This is a genomic window from Magnetospira thiophila (assembly GCF_054657015.1).
The window spans coordinates 623115-642210 of sequence record NZ_BAAHXF010000001.1 but is presented as its reverse complement, the minus strand read 5'-3'; the positions used below and the strand labels follow the sequence as shown (position 1 = coordinate 642210).

At 63.9% G+C, this 19096-nt stretch carries 16 protein-coding genes; 9 read left to right on the top strand and 7 right to left on the bottom strand.

The features are described from left to right. The first annotated feature begins 28 nt into the window (after positions 1-28). From trpB to ACYQ1P_RS03030, 4 genes are read left to right on the top strand one after another with little or no spacing between them, the layout of a single operon-like run. Entirely contained in the window at positions 29-1240 is a 1212-nt protein-coding gene (trpB, locus tag ACYQ1P_RS03045) for a tryptophan synthase subunit beta (protein ID WP_460018906.1), read from the top strand. Further along, the gene (trpA, locus tag ACYQ1P_RS03040; RefSeq protein WP_460018905.1) at positions 1237-2064 is read left to right on the top strand and encodes a tryptophan synthase subunit alpha; all 828 of its coding nucleotides are present in this window, start codon (positions 1237-1239) and stop codon (positions 2062-2064) included. Before trpB ends, trpA begins: the two co-directional genes overlap by 4 nt. 3 nt (positions 2065-2067) lie before the next feature. After that, positions 2068-3075, top strand: a complete 1008-nt coding sequence (gene accD / locus ACYQ1P_RS03035; RefSeq protein WP_460018904.1) for an acetyl-CoA carboxylase, carboxyltransferase subunit beta — start codon at positions 2068-2070, stop codon at positions 3073-3075. Continuing rightward, positions 3065-4381 carry a bifunctional folylpolyglutamate synthase/dihydrofolate synthase gene (locus ACYQ1P_RS03030; RefSeq protein ID WP_460018903.1) on the top strand — a complete coding sequence of 439 codons (1317 nt, stop codon included), beginning with the start codon at positions 3065-3067 and terminating at the stop codon, positions 4379-4381. Before accD ends, ACYQ1P_RS03030 begins: the two co-directional genes overlap by 11 nt. 2 nt (positions 4382-4383) lie before the next feature. Here ACYQ1P_RS03030 and ACYQ1P_RS03025 read toward each other — a convergent pair whose 3' ends face one another. The 7 genes from ACYQ1P_RS03025 to tsaE all read right to left on the bottom strand — a co-directional run bounded on the left by ACYQ1P_RS03025 (position 4384) and on the right by tsaE (position 14847). Next, positions 4384-5385 (bottom strand): PleD family two-component system response regulator, encoded by a 1002-nt coding sequence (locus ACYQ1P_RS03025; RefSeq protein ID WP_460018902.1) that lies wholly within the window; start codon positions 5383-5385, stop codon positions 4384-4386. Positions 5386-5531: 146 nt separating this feature from the next. Next, a complete protein-coding gene (gene trxA, locus ACYQ1P_RS03020) occupies positions 5532-5849 on the bottom strand; it encodes a thioredoxin TrxA (protein WP_460018901.1) in 318 nt (105 codons plus the stop codon). A gap of 94 nt (positions 5850-5943) precedes the next feature. Further along, positions 5944-9384, bottom strand: a complete 3441-nt coding sequence (addA, locus tag ACYQ1P_RS03015; RefSeq protein WP_460018900.1) for a double-strand break repair helicase AddA — start codon at positions 9382-9384, stop codon at positions 5944-5946. Then, positions 9381-12347, bottom strand: a complete 2967-nt coding sequence (addB, locus tag ACYQ1P_RS03010) for a double-strand break repair protein AddB (protein WP_460018899.1) — start codon at positions 12345-12347, stop codon at positions 9381-9383. The genes addA and addB overlap by 4 nt, the downstream gene beginning before the upstream one ends. Continuing rightward, complete coding sequence (locus ACYQ1P_RS03005) at positions 12344-13105, bottom strand: nucleotidyltransferase family protein (protein WP_460018898.1); 762 nt, start codon at positions 13103-13105, stop codon at positions 12344-12346. The genes addB and ACYQ1P_RS03005 overlap by 4 nt, the downstream gene beginning before the upstream one ends. Further along, the gene (locus ACYQ1P_RS03000; protein ID WP_460018897.1) at positions 13084-14097 is read right to left on the bottom strand and encodes an aminoglycoside phosphotransferase family protein; all 1014 of its coding nucleotides are present in this window, start codon (positions 14095-14097) and stop codon (positions 13084-13086) included. Before ACYQ1P_RS03000 ends, ACYQ1P_RS03005 begins: the two co-directional genes overlap by 22 nt. A 282-nt stretch (positions 14098-14379) precedes the next feature. After that, entirely contained in the window at positions 14380-14847 is a 468-nt protein-coding gene (gene tsaE, locus ACYQ1P_RS02995; protein WP_460018896.1) for a tRNA (adenosine(37)-N6)-threonylcarbamoyltransferase complex ATPase subunit type 1 TsaE, read from the bottom strand. A gap of 110 nt (positions 14848-14957) precedes the next feature. On the opposite strand from tsaE, the gene ACYQ1P_RS02990 reads away from it, so the two are divergent. Genes ACYQ1P_RS02990 through plsY form a run of 5 tightly spaced genes read left to right on the top strand, consistent with a single transcriptional unit; the run spans position 14958 to position 19093 of the window. After that, positions 14958-15986 (top strand): NAD(P)/FAD-dependent oxidoreductase, encoded by a 1029-nt coding sequence (locus ACYQ1P_RS02990; protein WP_460018895.1) that lies wholly within the window; start codon positions 14958-14960, stop codon positions 15984-15986. 3 nt (positions 15987-15989) lie between these two features. Continuing rightward, a complete protein-coding gene (locus ACYQ1P_RS02985) occupies positions 15990-16157 on the top strand; it encodes a hypothetical protein (RefSeq protein WP_460018894.1) in 168 nt (55 codons plus the stop codon). Positions 16158-16168: 11 nt separating this feature from the next. Further along, positions 16169-17134: an aspartate carbamoyltransferase catalytic subunit gene (locus ACYQ1P_RS02980; protein WP_460018893.1), complete on the top strand. Its 966-nt coding sequence runs from the start codon at positions 16169-16171 to the stop codon at positions 17132-17134. Beyond that, positions 17134-18441: a dihydroorotase gene (locus ACYQ1P_RS02975; RefSeq protein WP_460018892.1), complete on the top strand. Its 1308-nt coding sequence runs from the start codon at positions 17134-17136 to the stop codon at positions 18439-18441. The genes ACYQ1P_RS02980 and ACYQ1P_RS02975 overlap by 1 nt, the downstream gene beginning before the upstream one ends. 16 nt (positions 18442-18457) lie before the next feature. Continuing rightward, on the top strand, positions 18458-19093 hold the full coding sequence (gene plsY, locus ACYQ1P_RS02970; protein ID WP_460018891.1) for a glycerol-3-phosphate 1-O-acyltransferase PlsY: 636 nt from the start codon (positions 18458-18460) through the stop codon (positions 19091-19093). The last annotated feature ends 3 nt before the right edge of the window (positions 19094-19096 follow it).

The following is a 19096-nucleotide window of genomic DNA, read 5'->3' as shown; positions in this document are numbered from 1 at the left end:
GCGGCTTCGAAAGATGAGAATCAGGCCCATGACCAAGCTCAACAGCTATCGCGCCGGTCCGGACGGAGACGGCCATTTCGGCATCTACGGCGGCCAGTTCGTGGCCGAAACCCTGATGCCGTTGATCCAGGAATTGCAACAGGCGTACGAATTTTCAAAGACCGACCCGGAATTCAAGGCCGAGTTGGGGGGGTATTTGAAACATTATGTGGGACGTCCGAGCCCGCTTTATCATGCCCGGCGCATGTCGGAGCATCTGGGCGGCGCGAAAATCTATTTCAAGCGCGAGGACCTGAACCACACCGGGGCGCACAAGGTCAACAACTGCATGGGCCAGATCCTGCTTGCCCGGCGCATGGGCAAAGGCCGCATCATCGCCGAGACCGGGGCCGGCATGCATGGGGTGGCGACTGCTACTGTCTGCGCCCTGTTCGATCTGCCCTGCACCATCTACATGGGCTGCAAGGATATCGAGCGTCAGGCCCCCAATGTCTTTCGCATGAAAATGCTCGGGGCCAAGGTCATTCCGGTGACCGCCGGGGCCGGGACGCTCAAGGATGCCATGAACGAAGCCATGCGCGACTGGGTGGCCAACGTGGAGAGCACCTATTATCTGATCGGCACGGTGGCCGGGATGCATCCCTTTCCGGCCATGGTCCGGGACTTCCAGTGCGTCATCGGAGACGAGGTGCGGCAACAGATTCTCGAACTGGAAGGCCGCCTGCCCGATTCGCTGCTCGCCTGCATCGGGGGCGGGTCCAATGCCATGGGGCTGTTTCATCCGTTCCTCGATGATTCCGAAGTGCGCATTGTCGGTGTCGAAGCGGCGGGGCGCGGCATCGAGACCGGAGAGCACGCGGCCAGCCTCAACGCCGGACGACCCGGAGTGCTGCATGGCAATCGGACTTATCTGCTGATGGACGACGACGGCCAGATCGAAGAAGCCCATTCCATTTCCGCCGGACTCGACTATCCGGGCATCGGCCCCGAACATGCCTGGCTGCATGATGTGGGGCGAGTGGAGTACGTATCGATCGCCGATGCCGAGGCGCTCGACGCCTTCCGCCAGTGCTCGCGCATGGAAGGCATCATTCCGGCCCTGGAATCCGCCCATGCCCTTGCCCAGGCCTTTAAAATGGCCCCCGATCTGCCCCGTGACCATCTGATGGTGATCAATATGAGCGGTCGCGGCGACAAGGACCTGAACACGGTGGCCGCCATCGACGGGGTGACCCTATGAGCCAGAATCGTCCCGAAACCCGCCTCGCCCGGCGCTTCGCCGCGCTCCACAACGAAGGCCGCGCTGGTTTGGTCGCCTTCGTCACCGCCGGGGACCCGGACCGTGCCCGGTCGCAGGCCATCCTCGACGGTCTGCCCGCCGCCGGGGCCGATATCATCGAACTGGGCATGCCGTTTTCCGACCCCATGGCCGACGGTCCGGCCATTCAGGCCTCGTCGCAACGCGCCCTGGCGGCGGGCATGACCCTGCGCGGCACGCTGGATATGGTCCGTTCGTTCAGAAACACCGATGGGGACACGCCCATCGTGCTCATGGGCTACTACAATCCGATCTATATCTATGGGGTGGAACGGTTTCTGGTCGATGCCCGGGAGGCCGGCGTGGACGGATTCATCGTCGTCGATCTGCCGCCGGAGGAAGAACGGGAGTTCTGTCTGCCGTGCCTGGAGGCGGGGTTGAATTTCATTTACCTGACCACGCCGACGACGGATGATGCCCGCCTGCCCAAGGTGGTGGAGAAGGCGTCGGGCTTCGTTTATTATGTTTCCATTACCGGCATTACCGGCACCGCTTCGGCGGCGGCGTCGGACGTGGCGGCGGCGGTGACGCGGATTCGAAAATATACGGATCTGCCGGTCGCTGTCGGGTTTGGTATCAAGACACCGGTGCAGGCGGCCGAAATCGCCCGCGTTGCCGATGCGGTGGTGGTCGGTTCGGCCCTGGTCGGTCAGGTGGTGGCCCATCTGGAGACCGGCGATCCGGTGGCCGCCGTGCTGCAATTGACGCGGGACCTGGCCGAGGGCATCCGGCAAGCAAGGGACTGAGCGATGAACTGGCTGACCAACTTTGTCCGACCGAAAATCCGCGAGTTCGTCGGTCGCAAGGACATTCCGGAGAATCTCTGGCAGAGCTGCCCGTCCTGTGGACAGATGATCTTTCATCGCGACCTGGAGGCCAATCTCAGGGTTTGTCAGCATTGCGGCCATCACATGCGCATCAGCGTCCGCCAGCGCCTGGAAATTCTTTTTGACGGCGGCGAGTATCAGGTGATCGAGGTCCCCGAAACCATTGCCGACCCGTTGAAATTCAAGGATCTCAAGCGCTATTCCGACCGGCTCAAAGACTACCAGACCCGCACCGGTTCCCAGGATGCCCTGGTGGTCGCCCATGGCAAGCTGGGCGGCATGAATGTGGTGGTCGCGGCGTTCAATTTCGATTTCATGGGCGGGTCCATGGGCATCGCGGTGGGGGAAAGCCTGATCGCCGCCGGGCGGCTGGCGGTGGTCCAGGACGCGGCGCTGATTGTCGTTCCGGCTTCCGGGGGCGCGCGCATGCAGGAGGGGATTCTGTCGCTGATGCAGATGGCCCGCACCACCCTGGCGGTGGATGAGGTCAAGGAAGCGGGGCTGCCCTATATCGTGCTGTTGACCGACCCGACGACAGGCGGTGTCACCGCCTCCTTCGCCATGCTGGGCGATATCGCCATTGCCGAGCCGGGCGCGGTGATCGGGTTTGCCGGGCGGCGGGTGATCGAAGAGACCATCCGCGAGAAGCTGCCCGACGAGTTTCAGACGGCGGAATACCTGATGGCCCACGGCATGGTGGACATGGTGGTGCGCCGCCATGATCTGCGCGAAACCCTGATTAAGGTCATTGGCCTGCTGCGTCATCCGGGGCGTTCGGCCACCGTGGTGCCGTTGATGATGGATGACGAAGAGGCCGAGCCGGTGATTGCCGAAACGGACATGTCGGCTCAGGCGCGGGCCTCGATGTTCGTCACCGATGCGGAATATACCGAACTCAGTCCCGAGGGCGGACCGGGCCATGACAAGTGAGGCCATTCTCGAACGCCTCAGCCACCTCCATCCCAAGCTGATCGACCTGTCCCTGGATCGGGTTGTTCGTCTGCTGGGGCGGCTGGGTGATCCGCATAAGGCGCTGCCGCCGGTCATCCATGTGGCCGGAACCAACGGCAAAGGCTCGGTGATCGCTTTTTTACGCGCCATTTTGGAGGCGGCGGGGCTGCGGGTGCATGTCTATACCTCGCCCCATCTGGTGTATTTCCATGAACGCATCCGGGTCGCCGGAACACTGATTGCAGAGCCCGACTTGGCGGCGCTGCTGGAGGAATGCGAGGCGGCTAACGGCGACGACCAGGTGACGTTTTTCGAAATTACCACCGCCGCCGCCTTTTTGGCCTTTTCCCGTACCCCGGCCGATGTGGTGTTGCTGGAGACCGGCCTCGGCGGGCGGCTCGATGCCACCAATGTGATCGACCAGCCCGCGCTGACCATCCTGACCCCCATTTCCAAGGATCATGAGCAGTTCCTGGGCCATAATCTGGCTGATATCGTGGTCGAAAAGATGGGCATCCTCAAGCCGGGGGTGCCCTGCATCTGTGCCAAGCTGCCGCGCGGCCTGCGGGGCAGTCACAAGGCGCAAAGCATCGGCGAGATGCTCAAGCAACAGTGCCGCGATCAAGACATTCCGTTGCTTATCGAAGGCGATGATTGGGGCTGTCATTCGGTCGGCGACGACATGGTCTACCGGGCTGACAATTACCAGATGCGTCTGCCGCACCCCGGTCTGGTCGGGCCGCACCAGATGCGCAATGCCGCCCAAGCCATCACGGCCATTGAGGTCTTGCGTAGCCGACTGAAGCTGAACATTCCCGACGGCGCCATCGGACTGGGCATGAAAACCGTCGATTGGCCGGGGCGGATGCAACGATTGCAGCGGGGGCCGCTGGTCGATCTGCTGCCTGCGGACTGGGAACTGTGGCTCGATGGCGGCCACAATCCCTCGGCCGCCAAGGCGCTGGCCAATCAGCTCCGCACCTGGCGCGACAAGCCGCTCTATCTGGTGCTTGGCATGCTGGCCAGCAAGGACGCCGACGGCTTTCTGAGCAATTTGAAAGGTCGATCCAAAACAATCCGCACCCTGACCATTCCCGGGGAATCCAACAGTCTGCCCGCCGACGTGCTGGCCGAGAAGGCGACCGCCCAACTGCTGGAAGCCCGGCCCGCCGAGTCCGTGCAAGGAGCCGTGCAGGACCTTCTGGAGACGAATCCCGGTCCCGCCCGGATCTTGATCTGCGGCTCCCTATATCTGGCCGGGCATGTGCTGGCCGCCAACGGCTGAAATCATTCGGCGGCGGCACGCGAGAATGTTACTTCCTCGTTCAGTTTGAGCTCAAAAACAGCGGCAAATTTGCCCAGGGTCTGTTCCAGGGCCTGCACGTCCCGCAGGTCGGGAATGCCATCGCTCAAGCGCTGGACCGTCTTGTACAGGCTGCCGCACAGGTCACTCATCTTGGCATAGGGGGTCCGTCTGAGGTGACGCCCCATGTCGAGCAGCAGCAGGCCCATCTGGTGCAACCGGCTGGAACGTAAGGAATTGTCTTCCTGCTTCTCCAGCAGGGGACGCAGAATCCTGAACATCTGGATGGTCCGCTCGGCATGCCGTTCCATGCGGCAGGTGTTGAGGCGGGAGACCATGGTGGAAATGTCGGCGGCGTGCCGGGAGGCGTTGAATCTGCCACGCGCCTTGGCGGCGAAGCTGTTGGGGACGACAATGCTTTCGACCTTGCTGTCACCCGGGCGGTTGCGGTTGCGACGTTCGGGACCGAGGTAATCGCTGGTCACCACGAACGGCTTGCGTGACTCGATTTGCAGCGACAGGCGGTCGAGCAGCTGCGCCGGTGAAATGGGATGGGCCAAAAGATCATCCACACCGGCGTTGACCCAGGCCAGGACCTCTTCAGAGGACGGTTCATCCATCAGCGCCAGCACCAGGGCATAGGGATTGCCGCCAGCTTCGGCATGACGGAGTTGCCGGACAATCCGCGCCGTACCCTGGATGGTCTCGGTGATGGCCCGATCAATAATGATCAAATCCGGGGAAGTGAGGCTCAGTTGCCCCAGGGTGGTGGCCTGATCCCAGGTCTCGACGATGCGACCGACACCTTCACGGGTCAGGACCGCATGGAGCGTGCGGCGCATTTCCGAATTCCCCATGGCCAGCAGACAATCCACATCCTGCAACTGCAAGCGCTGACCCTTTTGAATTGCCGACCAGGAAATCGCAGTACCGTTTCCGACCTTGATCCGGGTGCCGAATTCTTGTTTCGGTCGTGTCTGGATCATTTTTCGACCCTTTCTGGATGTTCGTTTCGATATCAAAATGATACCATATCACGAAACCTGAGCAGTGACGCGGATCACAGATCATCCGAAAAAACAAAAAACCCCGCCGCAAGGGCGAGGCTTTCAGTCGATAGAAAGTGGAAAAATCAGAGGTTGGATTCGACCCATTCGAACAGTTTGCCCTTGGGCAGGGCACCGATCTTGGTCGCCGCCACTTCGCCGCCCTTGAACAGCATCAAGGTGGGGATGCCGCGCACGCCATACTTGGCGGGAACGGACGGGTTTTCATCAATGTTGATCTTGGCGACGATGACTTTCTCTCCCATCTGGGAGTCCAACTCTTCGAGCGCCGGGGCGATCTGCTTGCAGGGACCGCACCATTCGGCCCAGAAATCCACCAAAACAGGCGTGCCCGACTTCAAAACGTCGGCGTCGAACGAGGAATCCGTGACATTCTTGGTCATGCGTTTTATCCATCCGTGAAGTAAGGGGTCCGGTGCGTCCGCTTAGAGTCGCACAAAATTCTGTTTCGAAATCTAGGCACGCAAGAGCCACCCGTCAAGGCGCGTGGCTGCATATCAGCTCTTCGGGCAACGGCATCAGGCGCGGTCCGTCGGTCCAGAGCAGGAAGGCATGGACCGGTCGGTCGGGAAAAATCATTTGCAGCAAGGCCCTGTAGGCCGCCATCTGTCGCAGATACAGGGGGGCCACATCGGCCACATTGTGCGGCGGCGGGCGGTTGGATTTGTAATCCACCACCCAGACCGCCTGTTCGGTGACCAGCAGCCGGTCCACCTGGGCCGAGATCACCCGACCGCCGACCACACCGGCCAGGGGAACCTCGGCCCGGCTGCCGGGACCGAACAGCGGTCCGTGGTCTGGATGATTGAGCACCGCCAGAATTTCCACCGTCAGGGCGTCGATCTGTGCCGGTGGCAGGCGGTGAGCGGCCCCGGACAGGAATCGCCGGGCCGCCGAGTCGCGGTCCGCCGGGTCGCGGTCGGGCAGGGTCTGCAACAGACGATGGATCAAACGTCCGCGCTGGAAACGCTGACCCCCGTCATCGCCCAAGGGGGGGCGCACCGGCGGCTCCGACTCGTCGTCCGGACGCGACGGCATCAGGGGGCGCGGCGGTTCCGGCTCCAGGGGCGGCGGGCGGGTCGCCCAATCGGGCAAGGGCAGGGGCGGCAAGAGCGGGGCGGCCTGTCCCTCGGAATCGGCGGTCGTAGTCTGCGGCGAGGTCAGGCGCCACAGTTGGTCTGAGTCGGTCTCCGCCGCCTCTGTCAGAAACGGATCGGTGGTCAGAATGGCCCGATCCTCCAACCCCTGACGCACCAGATGATACCAGCAGTCGTCGGGGGCCTTGGTCTTGGTTTCCCAGCCGCACACATAGAGCCGGTCCTCGGCCCGGGTCAGGGCCACATAAAGCAGCCTGCGATATTCTTCGTCGCGCCGTCGTGCCACCCGATCCCGTTCCCGATCACACAGGGGGGCGCTGGCGGCCTTGGAGGGGGCCCACAGCAGCAGTTTATCCGCCCCTTCGCCGGTCCACAGCAACATCGGGGTTTGTCGCGGGGATTGCAGTGTGTCGGGCAGAAACACGATGGGGGCCTGCAACCCCTTGGCCCCGTGCACGGTCATCACCCGCACCGACTGGCCGTCGCCGTTTTCCAGGTCGCGTTTGATCTCCAAATCGCCAGCCCGCAGCCAATGCAGAAAACCTTGCAAGGAGGCCACATGCTCCCGTTCGAAAGCGGCGGCCTGGGCCAGGAATTCGTTGATCGGGTCCTCCGCCTCGCGGCCCAGCCGGGCAATCAGCGCCCGTCGTCCACCCAACGCGCCCAGCACCTGGGCATAGAGCTCGAAGGGGGGCACAAAATCCACTCGCTTCAAAAGATCGCTGAGATAATAAAATGCTTGTTCAAATTCAGGCGATTCAGCCTGCCGCTGACGCAGGGCGGTCCAAAGCGTGCCTTTTCTGGAATGGGCCAGTTCGAACAGTTGGTCCTCGGTGAGACCGACCAGCGGTCCCTTGAGTACCGTGGCCAGGGTCAGATCGTCTTCCGGCAGCAGCAGAAATTCCCCCAGTGCCAGCAGATCCATGACCGCCATCTGATCGGTCAGCACCATGCGGTCCACACCGGCCACCGGCACGTCGCGGCGCTTCAGTTCGCGCACCAGATCCTCGACGAAGGCCCCCCGGCGCCGCACCAGAACCAGGATATCTCCGGCGACGATGGGGGTGCCCCGGGACTCCAGGATTTCACTGTCGAGCATCAGCCGGATGCGCCGGGCCATCAGCGCCGCCAAGCGGCTGCGCGGGGTGCCGCCGCTGGTGCGCTCCAAAGGCGGTTTCCAGGCCGGGGGCGGGTCCTCCGGGCGCGGCACCACCGGCGGCCAGAGTTCCACCAGTCCCCCCGCCTGTTCGCGGAAGGCCTCATGGTGCACGGTGATCTCCGGCGCCGCCACCCCGGCTTTGGCCGTGGGTAAGGCAAAGATACCATCCACCGCCGCCAGCACCGCCCGGGTGGAGCGGAAGGACACGGTGAGATCCACTTCCCGCCAGTCCAGCCCGGCTTCCGGGACCCGTTGGCGGAACTGGCGGCGCATCCGCTCGAAGCCCTCCGGGTCGGCGCGCTGGAAGCTGTAGATGGATTGCTTGGCATCGCCGACCGCAAAGACCGTGCGGCGGCTGTCCCGCGCGCCTTCACCGACGAAGAATTCCTCGGCCAGGGCGGCCACCACTTCCCATTGTTCCGGGTTGGTGTCCTGGGCCTCGTCGATCAAAATATGATCCAGGCCGCCGTCCAGTTTGAACAGCACCCAAGGTGCCACCCCCGGTCGTTGCAACAGATCCCGGGTCTTCAGAATCAGATCGTCGTAATCCAGCAAGGCCCGCTGTTCCTTGTGACGGTCATAGGAGTCCAACAGAGTCGCCCCGAGGGTGAGCAGCGCCCCGGTGGCCTGGGCCACCAGGGCCGCCTTGCGTCGTTGATCGACCTCAAAGATGCGCTGCGCCTCGGCCATCAAGATCACGTCGATGCCCGGCACCGCCTTGATCGCCGCCTTGGTGACGATGCTTTGTTGCGCTTTCAATTCATCGTTCTGAGTCAGGAACAGACGACGATAGTCGGCGAATCCCTCTCGGCGTCCGTCAAGGTCCCGGGCCAGCCAATGGGCCAGCACCTGGGCGCGGTCCCGGTCGGTTTTTGACCCTTCGGTCAATCCACTCACCGCCAAACGCAGGCCCAGCAGGTCCAGAGCTTCGTCCCGGCATGCCTGGGCGATCACCTGATCCGGCGTCACGCCCACTTGCAGTTCCAGGCGGCGATAAATCTCGCCCGTCACTCGGGACACCGAGTCCCCGTGGCGCGCCAACAACTGTCGCAGTTGCCCCCGTTCCGCCGACAGAACATTCATCAAATCGGGAAAGCGCGTTTCATGGACCCGTGCGGTGACCACCGACAGGGCCTCGGCCACGGGTCCATCGACCTCGGTGCGCGCCTGAATCAGCACCTCCTCGCGGGCCATCAGCAGCATTTCCGCTGCCGAACGCTCATCCATGACGGAGAAATGCGGCGCCACCTCCGCTTCGATGGGAAAGCGGCGCAGAATGGACTGGCAGAAAGCATGCAGGGTTTCGATGCGCATACCGCCCGGCGTGTCGAGCACCAGGGCGAACAACCGCCGCGCCCGAATGCGCTCGCCTTCGGAAGCCTCGCGGCCCAGCAATTGGGTCAATTCCCGGGCCAGGGTCGGGGCATCGGCGCGGGTCCAGTCGCCCAACCGCTCGGCCACCCGGGTCGCCATTTCCGCCGCCGCCGCCTTGGTGAAAGTCAGGCATAAAATTTTATGCGGCGCGGTCCCGGTGAGCAGCAGGTTCAACACCCGGTCGATGAGCACCTTGGTCTTGCCGGTGCCCGCCGAGGCGGCAACCCAGACCGACGCGGTGGGATCGGCGGCCTGACCCTGGGCAATGTTGGGATCGGCGATGCTCATGAATCTTCCTCGGAATCCTGGGTTGCCCATTCGCGACGGCGGGCCAGATGTTCGTAATCGCTGTAGCGGGGGGCCACCTCCGGGCGCGGCACTGAAAGATAGGCCGCCTCGGGGAAACAATAGGTACCCACCAGGACCCGCAGCCCTTCCAGAGCCTCATTGATCAGCGCCACAGGATCCTTGCCCGCCAACTGCATTTTGCCGCCTTCGTCGGCGCTGCCACGCAGTTTCCAATATTCCAAGGCCGAGACCGGGGCGGCAGGCAACGTGGCGAATCCCCCCTGCTGGGCGATGGCCCCTTCCAACGGCAATTGCGGCGCATGTCCGGCGGCCACTTCCTTGGCTGAGGGGACGGTGCCGGTCTTGTAGTCCACCAGGGCCATGGTGCCGTCGTGCAACCGGTCGATGCGGTCGGCGGTGGCGGTCAGGGTAAAGATTCCGGTCGGCGTGGCGATCTCGATGCGGCCCTTGATTTCCGTATAGGTGGCCTGAAGTCCGGCCGCGCGGCGGGCCTGTTCCGCCGTCACGAACCAGGTGGCGATGCGTTGGAAGCGCGGCCACCAGAAAGCCCAGACTCCGGGCCGGTTCATGTGATCGCCAAAGGCCTGACGACCCAAGGCCAGCAACTGCGCCTCGGCATCCATGGGCAACGGGCCGGGAGACGGAAAAGCGGTCAAAAAAGCATCCAACGCCCCATGGATGAAGGTGCCGTAATCGGCCGCGCCCGGGTCGGCATCAAGCGGATCGAGGGCGCGCAGTTTGAGGATATGGCGGGCGTAAATGGCATAGGGGTCGCGCATCCAGACTTCCACCTGGGTCACCGAAAGCCGGGTCGGGCGGGCCGAGACGGGGGGGGTCGGATGGGGCGGCGACCCGGGGGAGAAGTCGTCCGGTTCGTCGAGCAGAGCCTGCCAATGCAAGCCGTCTTGACCGCCATGCAGGGCCGATTCCCCAGCGCGACCGCCCAGCAGATTTTCCAGCCGCAACAGCCAGCGCGACGGCACGGTCGGCGTGCCGTCGACTCGTTGGCTGCGGGTCAGGATCACCCGGGGTGCACAGAAACATTGCACGAAATCATGGGCCGACAGACCAATCCGTCGCTCCGGTAATGGGAGCCCGAAGCGGCTCATCATGGGGCGGCTCATCCAGGGGTTGGCCGGAGTCTCGGGCGGCCAGGTGCCCTCGTTCAGGCCGCCGACAATCAACAGATCGGCCCGTTGCAAACGCGCCTCCAGCGGTCCCAGAATGGCCAGCCGAGGGTGTCTCCCGCCCAGCGGGCGCACCACCTGTCCGGCCATCAGCACATCGAGCAAAGCGGCGTAGCGCGCCCCGGTGAGCGGCAGCATCACGTCCGCCGCTTGCTGCAAATCGGCGATGAAGGTCGCCGCCGCACTCCCGGCTTCTCCGGCCCAGAGCCGATGTGCGCCGACCAGACTGTCGGTTGCCGCCAAGCCCTCGGCCAGGGCCACATGGGCGTGCAGCAAAGTGACCAGGGATTGCGGCGCTCCGGCACAGAGTTGGGCCAACGGTGCGGCATTTTTTTCCAAATAGTCTATAATAGGATGGTCGGTGCCGCTGGCCCGGCGCAGGCCGTCCAAGCCCCCTTCGGGACGCGGGCCGCGCAACACCTCCCGTTCCAGCTTGCGTACCGCCGACCGGAAGGCGGCGGTTTCTTGTCCCCCCGAGGCCAGGGGATGCTTGAGCACCGCCAGCAGGGGGACCGGGGCGAAATCCTCGGCCACCATGCGGGCGGTGAGGCGCAAAAAACCGCCCGGTGCCGTCTGATCGAGGGGAATGCCCGCCGAATCGTCGATTTCGACGCCCCAGCGGCGCAATTCGGCGGCCACCCGGCGGGCCAGGGCGCGGTCGGGGGTGACCAGGGCGGCGGTCCGTGCCTCCTCCACCGCCTCCAGGCTGTGGCGTAAATACAAGGCGATGACGGCGGCTTCTTCTTTCGGGGTCGGGCAGTCGATGCGCCGCACACCCTCAAGCAACTTCGGATCGGGTGCCATGCCGTCGCGCCAGGCTTCGGTGGTCGCCGCCGGACGCAAGGCGTCATGGATCAGCCGCTGACGGTCAGGCCGCCAGGTTTCGGGAATGGGCTCGTGGGTTGGCCAGTCGGGGACGTCGGTCCGCGCGACGCCCAGCCGGGACAGCAACCGCTTCAGTCCGTATTGCGGATGCGGTGGGTCCAGAGCCTCCCAGGTGGGATCGTCCAGGTCCCGGTCCAACCCCGGCAGAATCACCGCGCCACGGGGGAGCGCGGCCACGCAGGCCAGCAAGTCCGCCGTCGCCGGGACCGAGCCGGTGGACCCGGCGACGATCACCGGGCCGGGCGGCGGGTGGCGAGTCCAGGCCGCGACCTGGGCCGCCATCAGCCGATTGCGGCGGTCGGCCGGATCGAGCGCCCCCTCGGCCTCCAGCACCTCGGGCCATGTTTTGGTCAAAATGGATAAAAACGTGAGGGTCTGTTGCCAGTGGGTGGCGAATTCCTCAGGCACCAGTTTTTCCAGGGCCTCGAAGTCGAGCCGCTCGGTTTGCACCGAATCAAGCAGACGGGCCAGTTCGGCCGCCAAACGGGCCGCCCGGTCGGGAGCGGAGTGCGGGCCTTCGAGTCCTTGCACCAGACGGGTGAGCAGCAGTTGACGGCGCAGGGTGGACAGGGCGGGCGGCAAATCCACCTGCTCGAATCCAGACAGGCCCTCCTCGGCGGTCAGCGCCAATTCGTCCGCGTCCACGTCGCCCAGGGGCAGCATGCGCGGCAGCAGCAGCGGCTGTCCCCCGCTCAGGCGCAGAAAGGCCTCGCGCAGGGTCCGGCAGGCGCGCCGGGTGGGCAACAGCAGCAGGGTATCGGCGAGGGCGGTGGGTGAGTCACCGACAAAGTCGCGCAGTCCGGCGGCCAGGGCATCGGCGAAGGACCGGGCGGCGGCAATGGTGTAGAGCCTGGGCGCGGGGCCGTTCAACGGCGACGGCTCTTGGGGAAGCGCTGACCCATGAAATCCTCCACTTCCTCCAGGGCATCGGGGGTGCCCACATGAAACCATTCCCCGTCATGAACGATCCCATAGGCCCGTCCGGCGGCAATGGCCCGATCATAGAGCAGATTGAGCGAAAAGGGGCCTTCGGGGAGGTCTTTGAATAAACGGGGATGCAGAACCTGCACTCCAGTGAACAGAAACGGGACAACCTCTCCTTCCGGTCGCCGGGTCAGTTTACCCCTTGGACCCACCAGAAAATCCCCGATTCCGTCATAGCCGAAGGCATGGGCGGTCAGATGCACCAGCAGCAGGGCGTCCATGGTTTCCGGGTCCCAGGCAATGTTCATGCGTTCCAGGGCTGAATGTGGCCCATTGAGCAGCACCGTATCGGAATTGGCGACGAAAAACCCATTCTCCCCGCCGGGTAACAGATGGGGCAGGGCCTTGGTCACACCGCCCCCGGTCTCCAGCAGATGCGGCCGTTCGTCGGACAGAATGATCTCCACGTCGTCGCGCCGCGCCATCTGGCGCGCCACCTGATCGGCCAGGTAATGCATGTTGACCACCACCCGGGTCACCCCGCCTTCGATCAACCGGTCGATGGCCCGGTCGAGCAGGGTCCGACCGGCCACTTCCAACAGCGGCTTGGGGCAGTCTTCGGTGAGCGGTCGCATGCGCAGGCCAAGACCGGCGGCCAGCACCATGCCACAGGATAAGGGGTTCAAGTTGGGGCGGACGGACATGGGGGAATCCCTCTTTCTTGCGGCGGACAATGGGTCTTGAACCAGTGGGCGACGGGGGCCAGGGCCGGATGGGCCAGGGCCGCCTCCAGCAAGCGCCAGACCCTGGGGATATGCCCCAGGTAGCCCGGTTTGCCGTCGCGGATGCACAGGCGGGTAAAGATGCCGATCACCTTGGCATGACGTTGCGCCGCCAGCACCGTGAAGGCGGTTTCGAAGGCGGTGCGATCCACATCGGGGAAGGCGGCCAGATACCGCGCCATCAGGCGCGCCTTCAAGGCCGGGTCCATGTCCCGTCGAGCGTCTTCGAGCAACGACATCAGGTCATAGGCCGGGGGACCGGCCAGGGCATCCTGAAAATCGAGCAGCCCACAGGCCGCCACGCCCTGTCGCCCGGAGAGGCGCAGCAGATTGTCCACATGAAAATCACGCAGCACCAGGGTGTCGGGCTGGCCGCGCACCTGAGGCAGAACCTCGGCCCAGGCGGCCCGGTAGGCGTCGCGCAGGGGCTCGGACGTCGGCTGACCGCGCACCGCCGAAAGATACCAGTCGGGCAATAAAAAAGCCTCGGTCAAAAACATCGTATCGTCATAGGGCGGCAGACCGGGGAACAGGGCTTTGGTCGTGGGCTGGCGATGCAAAGCAATCAGCACATCCACTGCCAAGGCGTAGAGATCTGCCTCGTCAGCACCCCGGGCCAGCAGGCGGGTATAGGTATCGTCGCCCAGATCCTCCAGCAGCAGCAGGCCGTTGAGCGGGTCTTCGGCGAGAATCGCCGGGGCCGAAAAGCCGAGGTCGTGCAGATGCCGGGCGACGCGCAAAAACGGACGCACATCCTCCCGGTCCGGCGGCGCATCCATCAGCACGGCCTGGCGGTCGGTGCCGCTGATCCGGTCGTAGCGGCGAAACGAGGCGTCATCGGCCAGCGGTCGGCGGTCGGCATCGCCCCACCCGGCCTGGCACAAAAATGTTTCGATGATCTGGTCTCTGGTCACGGGATGCAAGCCTGTGTGAGGGTGGATGGATTGTTTGTACCCAGCGGCGCGGCGGAGGGCAATGAGGTCGAGCGTGTATAGTATAACAATACCTTTGCGGACCCTTCTTTTCATGCTATGATCGCCTTCCTTGCAACGGCTCCATACGAGGGGAGAGAGGCATGCCGGAAGTTGTCAGCTTTGAGGAATCTCTTTTTTATGGTCTAGGCACTGTTGCCATTACTTTGGTGATCGTGATCGGATTCGTCTATTTTCTGATGAGCCGTGCCGCCAGGAAATAGACTATAGATCCCGCAGTCGTTGGCACCAGCTTTCCGGTCCGGAAAGCTGGGCTTTGCGTTGTTCGGGGCGGGTCCCCAGGTCCAGGCGCAGGCCCAGGTGGGTCTGGGGGAGCAGGTCTCCGAGGTTTTCCGGCCATTCAATGAGGCTGATTCCCTCGGCGAAGGCGTCCTCCAGATCCAGTTCCCAGGCGTCTTGCGGATGTTCCAACCGGTAGAGATCGAAATGATGAACCGGCCCGCCGGGCAGGTCGTAGACCTGCACCAGGGTGAAGGTCGGGCTGGGCACTTCTTCCCGACAGCCCCGGGCCTGGATGAAGGCGCGGGCGAAGACGCTCTTGCCGCTGCCCAGGGTTCCGGATAACGCAATGATATCTCCCGGCCTCACCCGCCCGGCGAGGCGCGCGGCGAGGCGACAGGTGGCGGCCTCGTCGTCGAGGTCGAGGGTCAATATCTCGGGGTTCTCGTTCATCGGTTCTATGTATCGCGTCCGGACAAGCGGCGGCAAGGGCGGTAAATCCTTGATCCGTCGTGCCGAGGTCGTCATGTTACGGAGCAAATTCGAATGCAGGAGACTCCTTGATGTCCGAACCCGTAATCCATACCACCGATGTTGCCATCATCGGGGCCGGTCCGACCGGCCTTTTTGCCATCTTCGAATGCGGCATGCTGAAGATGCGCTGCCACGTCATTGATCCTTTGGACATGGTCGGTGGTCAGCTTTCGGCGCTCTATCCGGAAAAGCCGATCTATGACATTCCCGGCCTGCCAGCCATCCAGGCTGGTGACTTGGTGGCCAACCTGGAGCGTCAGGCGGCGGCCTTCGATCCGGTCTATCATCTGGGGGAGCGGGTGGAGAAGCTGACTCCCCTCGACGGCGGACGCTTTTTGCTCGAAACCTCCCGCGGCACCCGAATCGACGCCCGCGCGGTGATCGTCGCCGCCGGGGCCGGGGCGTTCGGTCCCAATCGTCCCCCGCTGGACGGCATTCAGCAGTTCGAGGGCGAGAGCGTCTTCTACATGGTGTCCCGCCGCGAGGCCTTCCGCGACAAGCGCATCGTCATTGCCGGGGGCGGTGATTCGGCGGTGGATTGGGCGCTGTCGCTGCATGAATTGGCGGCCAAGATCTATGTGGTGCATCGTCGGCCCAAGTTCCGCGCCGCGCCGGAAAGCGCCGAGCGGTTAAAGGCGCTGTCCGAGGACGGCACCGGCAAACTGGAACTGGTGGTGCCCTATCAATTGGAGTCCCTGGAGGGAGAGGGTGCGACCCTGGCCGCCGTCAACGTCAAGACCCTGGACGGCGACATCCGCCGCCTGGAGGCCGACGTGCTGTTGCCGTTCTATGGCCTGGCCACGGACCTGGGGCCAATCGCCGACTGGGGCCTGAACCTGGACATGCATCACATCACCGTCGAGACCGGGACCATGGCGACCAATATCCCGGGCATTTTCGCCATCGGCGACGTGGCGACCTATGACCATAAGCTGAAGCTCATTCTGTGCGGCTTTTCCGATGCGGCCCTGGCGGCCCATGCCATCCGTCCGCTGGTCTATCCGGACGAGGCTCTGCATTTCGAGTATTCCACGTCGCTGGGTGTGCCCCATGCTTGAGGCATGAAAGCGGCCACTCAAAAAGTCGCCCTGGTGCCAAACGGCCCGTTGGGCGGCCTCGCGCTTGCCATCGTGCGCGCCCTGCCCCCCGGTCCCGGGCGCAAGGCGGCGCGATTGTTCTGGCAACTGGGCATGCTGCGCCATGTTGCCGGAGACCAAACGCCGGAGTAGACTGCCGACCCATGAGCGAATCGACAGAACCGGCGAGTTTTCTGCATCGTCATCTCCTCGGCATCGAGGGGCTGACCCCACCCGAAATTTCATTGATCCTCGATAAATCCGAAGGCTATGTGCGACAGAATCGCCAAGTCGACAAGAAGCGCGATTTGTTGCGTGGGCGCACCATCATCAATCTGTTTTTCGAGGATTCGACCCGCACCCGCACCTCTTTCGATGCGGCGGCGCAGCGGCTCGGGGCCGACGTCATCACCATGAATGTCGCCACCAGTTCGGTGAAAAAGGGCGAAACCCTGATCGACACCGCCATGACCCTGAACGCCATGCACCCCGATGTGCTGGTGGTGCGCCATAACCAGTCGGGGGCGGTCAAGTTGCTCAGCGAGAAGGTCCAAGGTGCGGTGATCAATGCCGGAGACGGGGCGCACGAACATCCCACCCAGGCGCTGCTCGATGCGCTGACCATCCGCCGTCGTCGCGGCCATCTGGATAATCTGACGGTGGCCATCTGTGGCGACATCGTGCATTCCCGCGTCGCCCGCTCCAACATCCACCTGCTCAACACCATGGGGGCGCGGGTCCGGCTGATCGCGCCCAAGACCCTGATCCCGCGCGGGGTCGAGGAATTGGGGACGACGGTCTATACCAACATGCGCGAGGGCCTCAAGGACGTGGACATCGTCATGATGCTGCGGCTGCAACGGGAGCGCATGCAGGCCAACTACTTCCCCTCGATCCGCGAGTATTTCCACTTTTTCGGTCTGACCTACGACAATCTGGCGGTGGCCAAGCCGGACGCCCTGATCATGCACCCCGGCCCGATGAATCGCGGCGTTGAGATCGATTCGGAAGTGGCTGACGATTTCGGACGCAGCGTCATTCGCGAACAGGTGGAAATGGGGGTCGCCGTGCGCATGGCGGTGCTGGAAGTGTTGACCGGCAATCTGCCCCCCATCGAGGATGTCTCCTGATGGCTGTCACCGACATTCCCCCGCCCCCCACCGCTTATGTCAATGCGCGGTTGATGGACCCGGCCACGGGTCTGGATGCCCCCGGCGCGCTCTACGCGGAGGGCGAAAGCATTGCCGATTTTGGTCCCGGTCTGTTTGCCGACGGGGTGCCCGACGGTATAGAGGTGGTGGATTGCGAAGGCTATATCCTGTGTCCCGGGCTGGTCGACATGCGGGTGCAACTGCGCGAGCCGGGAGAGGAGCACAAGGGCACCCTGGCCTCGGCCGGGCGCGCGGCGGCAGCGGGCGGCATCACCACCATGGTCTGTCTGCCCAACACCCTGCCAGTGATCGACGACGTCTCGGTGGTGGAATTCGTCGCCCGCCGGGCTCGCCTGCTCGGCCTGGCCAAGGTCTATCCCTATGGGGCGGTGACCAAGGGGCTGGAAGGCAAGGAACTGGCCGAGATGGGGCTGCTCGCCGAATCCGGCGCGGTGGCCTTCACCGACGGCACCAAGCCGGTGGCCGATACGGCGACCATGCGCCGCGCCCTGCAATATGCCGCCACCTTCGATTTGTTGATCGTCCAACACCCCGAAGAACCGGGATTGGCCGGCGAGGGCGTGGTCAACGCAGGAGCCATGGCCACTAGATTGGGGCTGGTCGGCATTCCGACCCAGGCCGAAGTGATGATGATTGAGCGTGACTTGCGGCTGCTCGAATTGACCGGCGGACGCCTGCACTTCGGCCATGTGACGACGGGGGCGGCGATTGATGTGATACGCCAAGCCAAGGCGCGCGGCATGCAGGTCACCTGCGATACGGCGCCGTTTTATTTCTCGCTCAACGAACTGGCGGTCGGCGACTATCGCACCTTTTCCAAGCTGTCGCCGCCGTTGCGGGCCGAGGAAGATCGGCTGGCGGTCATTGAGGGCCTGCGCGACGGCACCATCGACATCATCGCTTCCGACCATGCGCCGGAGGACGAAGAGGCCAAGCGGCTGCCCTTTGGTCAGGCGGCGTTCGGCGGCATTGGCCTGGAAACTTTGTTGCCCATTTCGCTGGAACTGGTCCGCAACGGGCATCTGACCTTGATCGAGATGCTGCGCTTGATCACTTGTGTTCCGGCCGACCTGCTGGGTCTGCGGGCCGGACGATTGGTTCGGGGGGCTCCGGCGGATTTGTTGATTTTCGACCCGGACAAACCCTGGAAGATCGACCGCGACGACATGATCAGCAAATCCAAGAACTCACCTTTCGATGGTCATCTGACCCAGGGCCGCCCCCGGCGCACTGTGGTCGATGGGCGCACCGTCTATCAATTCTAGCCGCCGAGGAGACTCCATGGGCCAGGCCGACTATCCGACCATCACCCTGATGCACCAGTTGGCGGCCATGTGTGGCTATTTGGCGGGCTCCATTCCCTTCGGGTTGGTCATGGCCAAACTTTTCGGGCTGGGCGATCTGCGGCAAATGGGTTCAGGCAATATCGGGGCGACCAACGTCCTGCGTACCGGCAACAAACTGGCCGCCCTGCTGACCCTGATTCTGGATGCGGGCAAGGGAGCCATCGTGGTGCTGCTGTTCCGCTACGCCGTCGAGGCCGAAGCCGTGGATGCGGAAAAATACGCCCTGCTCGCCGGCTTGCTGGCGGTGATCGGCCATAATTTCCCCATCTGGTTGAAATTCCAGGGCGGCAAGGGGGTGGCGACGACCCTGGGCACCCTGCTCGCCTTCGCCTGGCCGGTGGGGCTGGCCGCCTGCGTGACCTGGCTGGCGGTGGCGGCGGTGTTCCGCTATTCCTCCCTGGCTGCGCTGATCGCCCTGGCGGCCGCGCCGGTCTATGCCTACCTGCTGGCCGACGCCAACGCGGTCATCCTGGCGGGCGGTCTGGGGCTGCTGGCCTTTGCCCGGCATCGGGAAAATATCCATCGCCTGTGGCATGGCGAGGAAAGTCGGATCGGTCAAAAGAGGTCTTAGGCT